Below are 14972 nucleotides of genomic sequence, written 5' to 3'. Positions count from 1 at the left end.
AAGATCCCCTTGGCGAGGGAGCAAAATAGAACCGGCGCTATTTCTTATCTGTCTTCGCGTACAGATCCTCGATTTGCTCCCCGTAAACTGCGCGAATCCGATTTCGCTTAATTTTTAGGGAAGGAGTCAGCATCCCGTTTTCGGTAGTCCAATCGGTAGTAATTATTTTGATCTTACGGATAGATTCTGCCCGTGACACTGCCCGGTTAGTGCGCTGCACTGCCCGCTGCAGGGCTTCCAGTACCCGCGGATCGCGAGCCGCGCGGGTAATATCCATCTGTGGCATCCCGTGATTCTTTAGCCAGGTGGGCAGCATTTCTTTATCCAGGGTGACTAAGGCGCCCACAAAGGGTTTGTTATCTCCCACTACCATCACCTGCGAGATGAGGGGATGTCCTTTCAAACGTTCCTCTAGAACCTCGGGGGCGACGTTTTTCCCGCCGGCAGTGACGATAATTTCCTTGGCACGCCCAGTGATTTTAACGTTTCCATCGGCATCTATCTGCGCGATATCCCCGGTTTTTAACCACCCATCCTCAGTAAATGCCTCTTTAGTAAGTTCCGGTTCCCCGTGGTAGCCGCGCATAATCGAGCCGCCCCTTGCCTGCAGCTCGTCGCCCTCCCCCAGGCGCACTTCGTTACACAGCAAAGGATGCCCTACGTATCCGGTTTTGTTCCCAATCCGGTCAGACATAGTTAAGGGGCCGGTGGTTTCGGTCGCGCCGTAACCTTGTAAAACTTCGATTCCGCATCCAATGAAGAAGCGACCAAGCCTCTCAGCCATCGGCGCTCCCCCAGATACGATTCCCTGTAGGTTTCCACCCATCAGTTTACGAATCTTATTTAGGACTAGCCGCCGAGCAAGGCGAATCTTGACTTTTTGCCCAAAAGAAACTTCTTCCCCTGATTCTTGGATACGCGCCCACTGTTCCGCAGTGTGGGCGGCCAAGCGGAAAAGTCGCAGTTTAATCCCCGAACCAGCGGTAGCATCGGCAGCGTTATAAATTTTCTCCAGTACCCGCGGTACCACTAGCAGCGCGTTCGGTTTAAACGTCTGCATATCTTGCACGATGGTTTTGGGGTTAGGTAAGAACGCGGCAGTACCGTGACCTACCAGTTGCTGATAACCCAGGAAACGCGCCAGCACGTGGGCTACCGGCAAGAAGTAGATAACTCGCGCACCGGGGTCAAAGATCCATTCGTTCCAGCTGCGCCGTTCGATTACCGCATTTAGGGGTCGCAAGAAATTTTCGTGGGTAATCTCTACCCCTTTAGGACGCCCGGTAGTCCCGGAAGTAAAAACAATAGTGCACAGATTATCGGATTTTATCTGCTGCAGGCGTTCATCTAGTTCAGTCGGGGGAACCACCCGTCCGTGTTCTAGCAGCCGGGTAAAACCAGAATCATCTAAGGAAAACACTATCGAGATTTGCCCTGCGAGTTCCGGTTCCTTATCGAGTTGGCGCACCATATTCGCCTGCACCGTAGAATCGGTAATAACCGCCTTTACTTGGGCTTTTTGGGCAATCCACTTTACCTGTTCGTAGGAATCAGTTTCGTAGATAGGTACCGTTACCAGCCCGGCAGCTTGCGCTCCCAGATCCATGACCATCCACTCGTAAGAGGTGGATCCTAAAATAGAAACTGCATCTCCCGGTTTGAAGCCCAAGCCAATCCACCCTAAACCGGCAGCGCGAATATCGGCCCCCAATGATGAGGCGGAGATTTTTTCCCAAGCGGCACCCAGTGCGGAAGGGCGTTCAACCGCTATTTGCCGCGGACGCCTGCGAGCACGATCAAGGACTGCTGCAGCCACCGAGGTGAATTGCATCAGATCGATAAGGGGGGCTCCCATTGGCGAATCTCCAATTCAAAATAGGTTTCTCTTGTCCGTAGGTTAGCACAGCAGAAAAGACAAAAACGGTTAATCCGCGAGTGCCGGTCGGACCCACATCGTTATCAAAGCCAGCGTCACTTTAGCATCTCACGCAGGTAGTGTCCGGTGTAAGAATCTTTGACCTTTGCCACTTGCTCCGGGGTTCCTTGCGCCACGAGCGTACCCCCGCCGTCTCCGCCCTCGGGACCTAAATCAATCACCCAATCGGCGCACTTGATTACATCCAGATTATGCTCGATCACGATTACCGAGTTGCCCTTGTCAACCAAAGACTGCAACACCAGCATCAATTTGCGAATATCTTCCAGGTGGAGGCCGGTGGTGGGCTCGTCTAATACATAGATAGTGCGTCCATTGGAGCGGCGTTGCAGTTCACTGGCCAGTTTTACCCGCTGGGCTTCTCCCCCAGACAGGGTCGTAGCACTTTGGCCCAGGCGCAGATACCCTAACCCTACCTCTACCAGGGTATTCAGGTGCCGAGAAATCTTGTTTATGGGAGCAAAAAATTCCGCTGCTTCGCTAATAGGCATATCGAGCACATCGGCTACCGATTTACCGCGATATTTAATTTCTAAAGTTTCCTGGTTATAGCGCGCTCCCCCGCATACTTCGCAGGGCACATACACGTCCGGCAGGAAGTTCATCTCAATCTTGAGGGTGCCGTCACCCTTACAGGATTCGCAACGTCCTCCTTTCACATTGAAAGAAAAACGGCCGGGTCCATATCCGCGTAACTGCGCCTCCGGGGTTTGGGCAAAGAGGGCGCGCACCGCATCCCACACCCCGGTATAGGTTGCCGGGTTGGAGCGGGGGTTGCGTCCAATGGGGCTTTGATCTACGTGTACCACCTTGTCTAAATGTTCGATGCCTGCAATCGCTTTATGGCGACCGGGAACCACTCGTTTTCGCTGCAGCTTCGCGGCTAGTGCCTGGTACATTACCTGGTTAATGAGGGTAGATTTACCCGACCCCGACACCCCGGTGACCAGCACTAACTTACCTAGAGGAATGGAAACATCGAGATTCTTGAGGTTGTTTTCTCGCGCCCCAATAATTTTTAGCTGCCGACCTTTCTCAATTTTGCGCCGTTTTTTGGGGACTGCGATTTGCTTCTTACCCGACAAATACTGCCCGGTGAGGGAGCGTTTACAATCCGCGATTCCCGCTACCGGTCCCGAGTAGAGGACTTCTCCCCCATGTTCGCCAGCTTCCGGTCCGATATCGACTATCCAATCACTGGATCGAATGGTGTCTTCGTCATGTTCTACCACCAGCAAGGTGTTCCCTAAATCGCGCAGCTTCTTTAGAGTCTCGATTAGCTTGTGGTTATCCCGTTGATGCAACCCGATCGAAGGCTCATCAAGCACATAAAGCACCCCGACTAACCCGGATCCGATCTGGGTTGCCAGGCGAATCCGCTGGGCTTCACCCCCTGAAAGCGTAGCCGCTCCCCGCGCCAAGGTTAAATAGCCTAGCCCCACATCTTGCAAGAACTGCAAGCGTACCTGCACTTCTTTCAAGATCGGTTCCGCGATTTTCTTGGCCGGCCCAGTTAACTCCACTTCCGCCAGGTATTGGCAGCTGGCGGAAATCGATAGTTTAGTTAACTCCGCGATATTTAAATCCCCGATTTTTACCGCCAAGACTTCTGGCTTCAGACGGTCCCCGTGACAGGTGGAACAAGGAACTTGCCGCATATAGCCTTCGTAGCGGGCGCGCATTACCTCAGATTCGGTTTCTTCGCGCTTGCGCATAATCCAAGGGATTGCGCCCTCGAATCCGGAGGAATAGGTGCGCATCCGTCCCCAACGATTCCGGAACTTTACTTTTACCTGGTAATCGCGGCCGCGCAAAAGAGCCTTTTGCTGGGAGGCTGATAGCTTTCGGAAGGGCGTATCCAAATCAAACCCTAGTTCCTCCCCCAGCCCAGCGACCATGTGCATGAGATATTTATTTTTGGTGGACCAGGGGCGAATCGCACCCTCGGAGATAGATAGCTCCGGGTTGGGAACCACCAGTTCGGGATCAACCTCTAGATGGGAGCCGAGACCGGAGCAATCTGGACAAGCCCCATAGGGAGCGTTAAAGGAAAACGTGCGCGGCTCAATTTCCTCGAGCTGCAGGGGGTGATCATTGGGGCAGGCGCGATTTTCAGAAAAGCGGCGGGAACGCTGGGGATCAGATTCATCTCGGTCCACAAAATCGACCACTACTAGCCCGTCTGCTAGTTTCAGGGCGGTTTCAATCGAGTCGGAGAGTCGGGTGCGCACTCCCTCTTTCATTACTAAGCGATCGACGCGCACAAAAATATCGTGTTTAATTTTGCGCTCCAGCTTGGGGGGCTGAGTCAGGCGCACAGTTTCCCCGTCCACCACTGCCGCCGAGAACCCCTGGGTAACTAGCTCTGCAAAAAGCTCGGTATATTCACCTTTGCGTCCGCGTACCACCGGAGCCAAAATCTGGAACCGGGTTTTTTCCGGCAGGGTTAGCAGGCGATCCACGATTTGCTGGGCAGTTTGCGCCTGGATTTTTTCCCCACACACCGGGCAGTAAGCCTGCCCGGCGCGGGCATACAGCAACCGTAAGTAGTCGTAGACCTCGGTAATAGTACCGACGGTAGAACGCGGGTTCCGGGAGGTAGATTTTTGATCTATAGAAACCGCCGGCGACAGCCCGGCAATAAAATCTACGTCTGGTTTGTCCAGGCGCCCGAGAAACTGGCGGGCATAAGAGGACAGGGACTCTACATAGCGGCGCTGTCCTTCGGCGAAAATGGTATCGAAAGCCAGGGAAGACTTCCCCGATCCCGAAAGTCCGGTAAACACCACCATCTGGTCGCGGGGAATCTCGATGGCCACGTTACGCAGGTTGTGTTCCCGCGCCCCTTTAACTACCAGTTTTTCATCCACATTCCTATCCTACGAACAAACGTTCTATTTTGCATTTTTGCAAACGGCTAGGCTTTCTTTTCTTTGGTAACGTCCCAGCTGGGATCAGACTTAATCCCTTTTTCAACCAGCTTGGGGTCTGCCGAAAGAGGTGTGCGCAGTTTCGGATAGCGTTTGTCTTCCTTCCACCAGGGCATCCATCCCACATAGCCGTCTGCTGGTGGCACCGGAGATTCCGGCTCAAACCCCAGCCCGGAGGGAGTTTCGGGGATGAAGTCAGTTAGGAAGTACTTGTCTTTGTCATCTGCATACAGCTTTACAACTTTCCTAAAGGCTCCTAGCTCGAAGAAGAGACAGTTTGTCCAAGGATTGCGATGATGTTTCTTCATCTTGTAGAGCCAGTAAACAAAGAGCGCCACGTTTGAGATTAGCGCCAACCAAGCACAAATAATGTTAGCCATCGGATTCATGGTGGCATAATTAGTCATTATTGAGGGGCGCACCAGCAACTCTGGCAAAATATTGTTGGCAGCAATCCAGAACATTAAGGTGAAACAGCGGAACCAGATCCATTGTCCCTTTGCCCAAGTAAAAGCGGGTATCGTGCAGGCTAGCAGTAATGCCAAGGTGCAGTACCAGGTGTAATCCGCGAGCGAGTTGTAGAGGAAGGAATGATTCCAAAGGTCGTAGGCAATTACCCACGGCCAGGCCATATCTGCCCAAATTAGCCCCTGTACTTTTCCTTTTTTAGACGAGGAAATAAAGATTTTCCCCAGACCGGTGATGGTAATAATGTTTAATACCCCGGCAGCGGCCGAAAGCAGGTTCCAGTAGCCACCGATAGTGCGGAAACCGGTGGCGGGGTCGATTCCAACTCCACTTGCCTTGAAGGCTTCGGCAGCAGCTTGATACCAGGCGACAGAGCCGCTAGCGGCGGTGATTCCGCGGGTTTCCGGCAACCCTTCAATCATAGAAATCGAACGGGAAGCATCAATATCCATTAAACATTGGAAGTTGATGGCGCAGGCACGGTAGGTGTCAGCTTCAAAGTATATGGTCAGGTCACGAATATTGGCTTCCATAATGTTTACCGCTAGTCCAATCCAGAGGGCAACCCCAAACCAAATCGCATAACGGCGAGCTTTTAGGGGATTACGTTTTCCCCAATGCAGGAGGAATGCGGTCATGGTCGCAGTAGCGAGCATGATGATAAATTTGCCGAAGGGGAACCACCCCACCATAGGAACCCCGTGAATGATTACATAGGGAATCAGTAATACCCCGCCTACTGTCCAGAGGGCGAAAGCAGTCCAAGTCCAACGGCGGTGTACTTCTGCTACCAGCATTTGCAGCGCAAAAATTAGAATCCAAAAAAGGTAGACCCATATCGGACCTACTTCCCATAAAAATCCCATCAGAGTTCCTTTTTAGACCAGACCACGCTGTCTGGTCACTTTGAGCTTACTTATTATCTTTTCAACTGACACTACCTGCGAATACGTCACAATAAATTCCCTATTAAAAAGGAATTACAATCCGTCAGACAGTGATAGATTTAATGTTAACGCAGGGTTAACGACGATGTTATCTGTTTAAAAAAAATATCCAAAATATACAACTACGGAGAATCTATATGTCTTGTAAATCTGGTCGTATGAAAAAGGTTTTACGCCTGGGAGCTTTAGGGGGCGGCGTAGCCCTCGGCGGAATGCTCGGCTTCAGTCAGTTTTCAGGCAAGGCCACTAAAGAAGAAAATGAGTGGCACTATCCCTCCGATGATTTAATTGACCGTTGCTATTCGAATGGTCGCTCCTCTACCTATGCCATTAATATCGATGCCCCCGCCTACGCGGTATATCGACACTTAAAACAGTTAGGTTGCGACAAGGCAGGTTCGTATTCCTCAGAATTCTTAGAACGCACTTTTGCGCGGCTACCTTTCTTTAACTCTTACGAGATCCAAGAACAATGGCAAGGACCAGATGCCTTAAAACCGGGAGATATCGCGGCTTTTGACTTCACCGGTATGTCTATGGAATGGGCGGACGTAGTCCCCGGTAAGTATCTTTCCCAATGGGTCGACACCAAACACCCGCCGCGGGCGCCGGGATCATTCGCTTTCCGCTACCCCGGTATGAAGCATTACGCGGCTGCCTGGTGTTTTTACCTGATCCCCCTCAAGGGTGACCGCTGCCGGTTGATCAACCACTGGCGGATAGGATTTGAACCCGACACCAAGTTCGCTGCCGCCATTAACTGGATAAATATCGAATTAATTGGAGGCTGCATGGCGCATCTGCAGAATCTCTATGTAAAGCGGGTTGCCGAGTTCCGCAAGAAGCCCCAGTGGCAAGCACGAATCAAACGGGCAGTCCTGGGAGGCAAACTCTTCGGCTATGACACCCCGGCAGGACGCTGGGATGGCACCGAACTCTACGAAGGTACCCACAACCAGTGGCTGCGCTATGGTCGCCAGGATCCGGCAGTCAACGAGGTGCGTCCTCCGGTAACTGACAACCCCGCCTGGCCGCCTACTTCCGCCGATTCTCCCTGGGCTGAGGTAGTTGATAGCGAGTATTTCACCGATTGGGAAGAACCCGAGTTTTCTTGGGAGGAACAGATTCGCCAAAAGAAAGAGAAAACCTATTTGCCTGGCTGGGGCAAGAAGGCGGCGAAGTAGCTGATGAAACCGGATTATCCGACTTTATTCTTTTTTGAACTTGGTCAGTGGTACGACTACCTGATGCTAGTGGTAGTGATCGCGGGGCTGGCGATAATGGCCTGGCTAGCGATCCGCTATAAATGGGTGGCGATTGCGGTATTCATTGTGATTCCGCTGGCGCTGACGATTTTTTGGTGGCCCTATTCGCGCGCTGGCACCAACTCGGACGGTTGGTTCCCGATAGTGAAGCAATACTCCGCCCTAATCGGGTCGTTATCACTGGTGGCGTTACAATATTTCCCGAAACTGCGTGATAAACGCTGGTACCTGTGCATCCCGCCGTTTATCTTGGCGGTAAACATTATCGAAGCGGTGATTCGCGATTTCCAGTGCTACGGCATCCACGGGGTAGATCCCACGCAAGGCATGGTCACCTGGGGTGGCCCCTGGAACATCATGAACGGACTAGCCGGAATCTTAAACTTCCTAATGATTTCGGGCTGGATGGGAATCTATGTATCCAAAGGCAAGAATAAACAGATCATTTGGGGCGACCTGACTATCGGTTGGATTATCGCTTATGACCTGTGGAATGTTGCTTATGTTTATAACTGCCTAGCGGATCGCGCCTGGTATTCGGGGGTGGCCTTGTTGGCCTCCTGTACCATCCCCGCCTTCCTGGCTTTCGGGAAAGGCGCCTGGATTCAATACCGGGCTTACACTTTGACCTTCTGGTCAGCGATAGTGCTAACCTTCCCGCATTTTATGCAAGATTCCATGTTTGCTCACCGCAGCGCCCACAACCCCACTGCCATGTTCTTGCTCTCGGCAGCCGCTCTGCTGGCCAATGTAGTGGTGTTCGGGTACCACATCTATAAGGTGCGCTCTACTAGGCGCGATCCCTTCACCCAAGAGGTTTATTGGGATACCCCTTATAACCAGCAGATTGCCCGTGAAAATGGAGGAAAACTAAAAAATAGTTAGCGGCTGCTGGTTGCAACTGACAGTAAAGCCTGTCACCCGTTTTTGGTCGCCATTAATGATTCCGGGTGGCAGGCTTTACTAAACGGCCAGTGTTTTCAGTGCTTTAGGTACCTCGAGGGAGCAGGGCAAGATTTTGGGGTTGGTCTGCGAAACCGAGTAGTTTAGTAGGGTATGTAAGCGCCAATTACTGCCTTGGAATACAAAACCGGCGGTAAATAGGGAAAAGATGAAATAGGAGATGGCCGATGAGTAATCCCCACGATCACCGGGATTTAACCAATCTGAACTTACCCGCCCCTCAGGTTCCTCAGCGAGTAAGCGTAGACGGCCTCGAAGAACGCTGGGCTAAGATTTGGGAAGAGCAGCAGGTTTATGCGTTTGACCGCGATGCGCAGCGCTCTGAAGTTTTCTCTATCGACACTCCCCCGCCTACGGCCTCTGGATCTTTGCACGTGGGACACGTGTTTTCCTATACCCACACCGATTGTCTCGCTCGCTACCAGCGAATGCGGGGCAAAGCGGTGTTTTATCCCATGGGTTGGGACGATAATGGGCTGCCTACTGAGCGGCGCGCCCAAAACTATTACGGAGTCCGCTGCGATCCTACCTTGCCTTACGACCCGGATTTTGTGCCGCCTCATCATGGGGATTCCAAATCGGTTAAAGCCCGCGATCAGGTGCCGATTTCTCGTAAGAACTTTATTGAGCTGTGCGAACAGTTAACCAAAGAGGACGAAAAGTCCTTTGAGGCACTCTGGCGGCGGCTGGGACTCAGCGTCGACTGGAAGCATCAGTATCAAACCATTTCGAAAGATTCTCAAAAGGTTGCCCAAACTGCCTTTTTGCGCAATTTAAAACGCGGGGAAGCCTATCAGTCGGCGGCTCCCGGGCTGTGGGATGTTACTTTCCAAACCGCGGTGGCACAAGCCGAACTAGAGGCGCGTGACTATCCCGGTTTTTACCATGCGCTCGCGTTCCATCTTCCGGATGGGGAAGACGTAGTAATTGAAACTACCCGTCCCGAACTGCTAGCAGCTTGCTGCTGCTTGGTAGCACACCCAGACGACCAACGTTATCAGCATCTTTTTGGTAAAACCGTTACTAGTCCCGGCTTTAACGTAGAGGTTCCGGTATTGGCGCACCCGGCAGCCGAAATGGATAAGGGTGCCGGCATCGCTATGTGCTGTACTTTCGGTGATGTCACCGATGTTCAGTGGTGGCGTGAACTCGACCTACCTACCCGGGTGATTCTGGCGAAAGATGGCCGGATTACTCACGAGCCGACTGATTGGATTACCGATCCGGCAGGTATTGAACTTATGGATGCTATCCGCGGGAAGACTACTTTCTCTGCCCGGCAAATCGTAGTGGATGCCCTGAAAGAAAGCGGAGAGTTACAAGGGGAACCGCAAAAAACTATGCGGCAAACCAATTTCTTTGAAAAAGGCGACCGCCCTCTGGAAATCGTGATGTCCCGGCAATGGTATATCCGCAATGGGGGCAGTGACTACACTTTGACCGGACACCGCGACAACCTCAATAGTGAGCTGCTAGCACGCGGCGAGGAACTTAAATTCCATCCCGATTTTATGAAGGTACGCTACTCCAATTGGGTACATGGTCTGCATAATGACTGGTTGGTTTCGCGTCAGCGCTTCTTCGGGGTACCGATTCCGCTTTGGTACCGCATTGACCAGAATGGCGAAATCGATTATGACCAAGTGATTATGCCTGCCGAGGAAGCCCTTCCGATTGATCCCACCAGCGATGTTCCCGCCGGCTTCACCGCGGAGCAACGCGGCAAAGCCGGCGGGTTCGCCGCGGAAGTAGATATTTTGGACACCTGGGCGACCTCTTCCCTAACTCCCCAGATTGCCGGCGGCTGGCTGCGAGATGAAGACCTCTTTAAGCGGGTCTACCCCATGGATGTGCGTCCTCAAGGTCAAGATATTATCCGCACCTGGCTGTTCTCTACCGTAGTGCGTGCCCACTTAGAATTCGGGGCTCTGCCCTTTAAGAACGCCGCGATTTCCGGCTGGATTCTGGATCCGGATCGCAAGAAGATGTCGAAGTCTAAGGGCAATGTAGTTACCCCCATGGGGCTGCTAGAAAAGCACGGATCGGACTCGGTGCGCTATTGGGCGGCTGCCGCTCGCCTGGGTACCGATACTGCGTTTGAGGAAGCGCAGATGAAGATTGGGCGGCGCCTAGCGATGAAACTGCTCAACGCCTCCAAGTTTGCGCTTTCGATGACCGAGGACGCGGGGCTACGTCTTGACCCCGCAAAGGTAACCACTCCCTTGGACAAAGCGGTGATTGCCCGTCTAAACGAAGTTATTACCGGGGCTACCACCGCTTTTGATAACTATGACCACACCCGCGCCCTAGAGCAAACCGAGTCTTTCTTCTGGGATTTTTGCGATAACTACCTTGAGCTGGTTAAAGATCGCGCCCATAATTTTGCCGGGAATTGGGAGCAGGACGTGCAAGATTCTGCCCGCAGTGCCCTGGCGATTGTGGTCGATAACGTCACCCGGCTGCTGGCGCCGTTCCTGCCTTATGCGGCAGAAGAAGTTTGGTCTTGGTACCGTACCGGTTCCGTCCATACAGCTCCTTGGCCGCAGGTTACCCCGGCTCTGCACGCCGCCGCAGGAGATGCACATCTTTTGAAATTGGCCGGCGACACGCTGAGCGTGCTCCGTAAGGTAAAGTCGGAAGCCAAAGTGGGACAGCGCACCCCATTCGAGCAGGTAACTATTGTTTATGCCGATGATTGGTCAGCGGAAAATCTGCCGACGGTACGCGCTGATCTCGATGCGGCTGCCTCCCTAACCGGTACGGTAAAAGTTGAGGTAAATCAACAATCCGACCTGCAGGTTACCACGCAGGATGCGGTGCTCGGCACCCCTCCCCCCAAGAAAGTACGGAAGTAACTTAGGATAAACTAAAGTTATGATTAAACGGTTTAAGGAGAAACCCGTGGAAGCAGACAAGGGATTTAGTTTTCCCCCCGGAACAATTGCGGTAGCCGGGGACACTCCCGGTAAATTAAAAGAGTTTTCCATGCCGGCAACCCATATCCGCTCTGAACACGACAATATTGTTTCCCTGTTTCGCCGTCGCGTTACCCAAAACCCTAACCAAACGGTTATTGAACAAAAAACCATGCTGGGGGAACAATGGCGCAAAGTCTCTGCTGGCGAATTCTGGGACGAAATTAGTTCCGTATCTCGCGGGCTCCTGGGGATTGGTCTAAAACCTGGCGACCGCTTAGCCTTGCACGGTCCTACCTCCTATGAGTGGACCTTGATTGATATGGCAGCGCTAGCCATTGGGATTATTACCGTTCCGATTTACGAAACCGACTCTGCCGCGCAAATCGAATGGATCTTACAGGACTCCGATATTCGTTATGCAATTGCCGCTAACCAGTCCTCTCAGGAACTAATCCAGGCAGTAGCGACGCGTGCAGACCAAAAATGCCGGATATTTTCACTGGCAGCCGGAGATTTACTCACCATTATTGAGGCGGGTCGGCAAATCGCTCCGGCAGTTATTGACTCTTATAACGCCCAAATCACCGGGGATACTATTGCCACCATTATTTATACTTCCGGAACTACTGGGCATCCCAAAGGCACTATTATCACCCAACGCAATGCCAGCAGTTTAATATTGAATGCGTTGGATTATATGGCAGAAATTGGGATGCAAAAAACCACCCGCTGCCTGCTATTCCTACCAGTAGCTCATGCGCTGGCACGGATGGTTTCCTGGGGCGCCCTCGTAGGACCAGGAGTGCTCGGATTAGTACCCGATACCAAGAATCTCCTGGCAGATCTCACCTCTTTTAAACCTTCCTACCTGTTGGCAGTCCCCCGCGTCCTGGAAAAGATTTACAATGCCGCCGATGCCTCGGCAGGAACCGGGATAAAGCTGCGTTTGTTCCGACTGGCCGCCAAATCCGCTATTGACTATTCCAAGGCTCTCGACACCCCGGAGGGGCCTTCCCGGGCGTTAAAGATTCGTCGGCAAGTTTTTTACCAACTAGTGTTATCGCGGCTTACGAGCCTTTTGGGAGGAAACGCCGGGTATATTATTTCTGGGGGCGGTCCCCTCTCTACCCGTTTAGGACACTTTTTCCGCGGTATTGGAGTCGCAGTTTGCGAAGGCTATGGTCTGACCGAAACCTTAGGACCGGCCGCCGTGAACGTACCAGCTCGCGCCAAAATAGGTTCCGTGGGGCAGCCAATTCCCGGGATTGCCGCACGTATTTCTGACCAGGGTGAAGTATTGTTCAAGGGCGAGCCTATGTCCCCTGGCTACCTCAATTTGGAGAAAGAAACCGCCGAGCTGTATACCGAAGACGGCTGGATGCACACCGAAGACAAAGGCTGGATTGATGCCGATGGTTTCTTATATATCACCGGTCGCATGAAAGAAATTATTGTTACTGCCGGAGGTAAGAATGTTTCTCCGGAAGTACTAGAAGACGGTCTGCGGGGACACCCACTAATCTCGAATGTGGTAGCGGTGGGAGATCGCCGCCCCTTCATTGCGGCACTGGTTACCTTGGATTCAGAAATGCTTCCAGGCTGGCTGCGTAACCATAATCTGCCGCCGATGGATGTTTCTGCTGCCGCTCGCCACCCGGCAGTGCTCAAATCTTTGGAACGGGCAGTGGCCCGCACTAACCAAAAGGTTTCTCGCGCCGAATCTATCCGTAAAATTAGGGTGTTAACCACTGATTTTTCCTTAGAAAACGGGACTATGACTCCTTCGTTAAAAGTTAAACGATCGGTGGTTCTAAAACGCTTCAAGCATGAAATTGATGCTATCTACGGCGGTCCTTTAGAAGAAGATTAACGTTCAGCCACCAGCTTATTCCCTGCCCTATTTCGGACACTTGTCTGTAGGGCTAGCCGCGCTGTTGTTCAGCAATATCAATATGGTGGCGGATAACTTCCTCAACGATAAAGTTCAAGAATTTTTCCGCAAATACCGGATCTAAGCCTGCTTCTTCCGCTAACGCCCGCAGCCTTGCTACCTGCTGTTTTTCTCTAGCCTTATCTTCCGGGTTAAGTCCCAGCTCTGCCTTTAGATACCCCACCTTTTGGGTGCATTTAAAGCGTTCGGCCAAGATATGAATCAAAGCGGCATCGATATTATCGATAGTGGCACGTGCTTGAGCCAGCTGCGGCGGTACGAAATCACCAGTCGGTTTTCCCTGTTGATTGCTCATGCATTAAGAATAAACGAGGACGAGAGCGAGGGCGAGCCCTGTCCAAGTTAGGCAGTTTTGGAACGGGAAACCGCTTCTAACAGGGTAGGTTTAGCCCCCTGGTTCACTACCTCTTCGGTAATAGTCACGGAACGGACATCCGGTTGGGAAGGAACCTCGAACATGGTTTCTTTAAGCACGGCCTCCATAATGGAAGAAAGCGCCCGCGCTCCGGTGCCACGCTCCCTGGCCATCCGCGCCATGGCGTGAATCGCCCCGTCGGTAAAATGCAGGTCAATTCCATCAAGCTCAAACAGGGAACAATACTGGGCAACTAGGGAGTTTTCTGGCTCCACCAATACCCGCACCAGGTCAGACTCGGTAAGTTCCTTTACGGAAGTGAGAACGGGCAAACGACCAATAAACTCCGGGATAAGACCAAAGCGATGCAAATCATCCGCGGTTACCTGCGCATAAAGGTCACCATGTTCGGCAGTAGACTTCAGAGAAGATCCGAACCCGGTGGAATGTTGCCCCAGCCGGGACTTAACTATCTCATCAATTCCCGCAAAAGCACCCGCCGCAATAAACAGAATCGAGTTGGTATCAATCTCTAAATATTCTTGATGCGGATGTTTGCGTCCCCCTTGCGGAGGTACCGATGCCACCGTACCCTCAATAATCTTCAGTAGCGCCTGCTGTACGCCCTCCCCCGATACATCCCGGGTAATGGAGGCGTTCTCCGCTTTACGAGAAATTTTATCAATCTCGTCGATATAAATAATTCCGCGTTCGGCGCGTTTAATATCGCCATCGGCAGCATTAATTAACTTCAGCAGGATATTCTCAACGTCTTCACCCACGTATCCGGCTTCAGTTAAAGCGGTAGCATCTACTATTGCAAACGGGACGTTAAGCAATTTCGCCAAAGAACGCGCCAAATGGGTTTTACCGCAACCAGTGGGCCCTAACAGCAAAATATTCGACTTCGTCAAAGACATGTCGATATTCTGTCCCCGTTCTTTCGCCTGCACCCGTTTGTAATGGTTATATACAGCGACCGAAAGCGCCCGTTTAGCCTGGTCTTGCCCAATTACGTAGTGATTGAGGAAATCATAGACTTCTTTAGGCTTCGGCAGGGGCTTAGCTTTATCCTGCGAATGCTTCGCGGTGTCCTCTTCCATGATCTCGTTACAAAGATCAACGCACTCGTTACAGATATAGACCGCCGGCCCGGCAATCAGTTTGCGCACTTGCCGTTGAGTCTTGCCGCAAAACGAGCACTTGAGCAGCTCGACCTCGTCCTCCACCCGGTTCCTC

Annotated in this window: 9 protein-coding genes; 4 read left to right on the top strand and 5 right to left on the bottom strand. The window is 52.2% G+C overall.

Annotation, left to right across the window (positions count from 1 at the left end; translation table 11 throughout):
* Nucleotides 1–37: 37 nt before the first annotated feature.
* The 3 genes from BQ5456_RS00310 to BQ5456_RS00300 all read right to left on the bottom strand — a co-directional run bounded on the left by BQ5456_RS00310 (nt 38) and on the right by BQ5456_RS00300 (nt 6200).
* A complete protein-coding gene (locus BQ5456_RS00310) occupies nt 38–1855 on the bottom strand; it encodes an AMP-dependent synthetase/ligase (protein ID WP_071128246.1) in 1818 nt (605 codons plus the stop codon).
* Between the two features lie 116 nt (nt 1856–1971).
* The gene (gene uvrA / locus BQ5456_RS00305; RefSeq protein WP_071128245.1) at nt 1972–4806 is read right to left on the bottom strand and encodes an excinuclease ABC subunit UvrA; all 2835 of its coding nucleotides are present in this window, start codon (nt 4804–4806) and stop codon (nt 1972–1974) included.
* A gap of 47 nt (nt 4807–4853) precedes the next feature.
* On the bottom strand, nt 4854–6200 hold the full coding sequence (locus tag BQ5456_RS00300; protein WP_071128244.1) for a DUF5692 family protein: 1347 nt from the start codon (nt 6198–6200) through the stop codon (nt 4854–4856).
* A 239-nt stretch (nt 6201–6439) separates the two neighbouring features.
* On the opposite strand from BQ5456_RS00300, the gene BQ5456_RS00295 reads away from it, so the two are divergent.
* The 4 genes from BQ5456_RS00295 to BQ5456_RS00280 all read left to right on the top strand — a co-directional run bounded on the left by BQ5456_RS00295 (nt 6440) and on the right by BQ5456_RS00280 (nt 13297).
* Entirely contained in the window at nt 6440–7465 is a 1026-nt protein-coding gene (locus BQ5456_RS00295) for a hypothetical protein (RefSeq protein ID WP_071128243.1), read from the top strand.
* A 3-nt stretch (nt 7466–7468) separates the two neighbouring features.
* Entirely contained in the window at nt 7469–8431 is a 963-nt protein-coding gene (locus tag BQ5456_RS00290) for a DUF5692 family protein (protein ID WP_071128242.1), read from the top strand.
* Between the two features lie 245 nt (nt 8432–8676).
* Nucleotides 8677–11364, top strand: a complete 2688-nt coding sequence (valS, locus tag BQ5456_RS00285; RefSeq protein ID WP_071128241.1) for a valine--tRNA ligase — start codon at nt 8677–8679, stop codon at nt 11362–11364.
* Nucleotides 11365–11410: 46 nt separating this feature from the next.
* Nucleotides 11411–13297: an AMP-dependent synthetase/ligase gene (locus BQ5456_RS00280; RefSeq protein ID WP_159428739.1), complete on the top strand. Its 1887-nt coding sequence runs from the start codon at nt 11411–11413 to the stop codon at nt 13295–13297.
* Between the two features lie 52 nt (nt 13298–13349).
* On the opposite strand, the gene BQ5456_RS00275 is transcribed toward BQ5456_RS00280, so the two are convergent.
* Entirely contained in the window at nt 13350–13673 is a 324-nt protein-coding gene (locus BQ5456_RS00275; RefSeq protein WP_071128240.1) for a chorismate mutase, read from the bottom strand.
* A 47-nt stretch (nt 13674–13720) separates the two neighbouring features.
* Complete coding sequence (gene clpX / locus BQ5456_RS00270) at nt 13721–14962, bottom strand: ATP-dependent Clp protease ATP-binding subunit ClpX (RefSeq protein ID WP_071128239.1); 1242 nt, start codon at nt 14960–14962, stop codon at nt 13721–13723.
* Between the last annotated feature and the right edge of the window lie 10 nt (nt 14963–14972).

The sequence above is a fragment of the Varibaculum massiliense genome, from assembly GCF_900106855.1.
Lineage (GTDB): Bacteria > Actinomycetota > Actinomycetes > Actinomycetales > Actinomycetaceae > Varibaculum > Varibaculum massiliense.
This window is presented reverse-complemented; position numbering and strand designations above follow the sequence as displayed.

Coding starts and splice junctions, on each gene's coding strand:
- BQ5456_RS00310 (WP_071128246.1), bottom strand. CDS start 1,855: ATGGGAGCCCCCCTTATCGATCTGATGCAATTCACCTCGGTGGCTGCA.
- BQ5456_RS00300 (WP_071128244.1), bottom strand. CDS start 6,200: ATGGGATTTTTATGGGAAGTAGGTCCGATATGGGTCTACCTTTTTTGG.
- BQ5456_RS00295 (WP_071128243.1), top strand. CDS start 6,440: ATGAAAAAGGTTTTACGCCTGGGAGCTTTAGGGGGCGGCGTAGCCCTC.
- BQ5456_RS00290 (WP_071128242.1), top strand. CDS start 7,469: ATGAAACCGGATTATCCGACTTTATTCTTTTTTGAACTTGGTCAGTGG.
- valS (WP_071128241.1), top strand. CDS start 8,677: ATGAGTAATCCCCACGATCACCGGGATTTAACCAATCTGAACTTACCC.
- BQ5456_RS00275 (WP_071128240.1), bottom strand. CDS start 13,673: ATGAGCAATCAACAGGGAAAACCGACTGGTGATTTCGTACCGCCGCAG.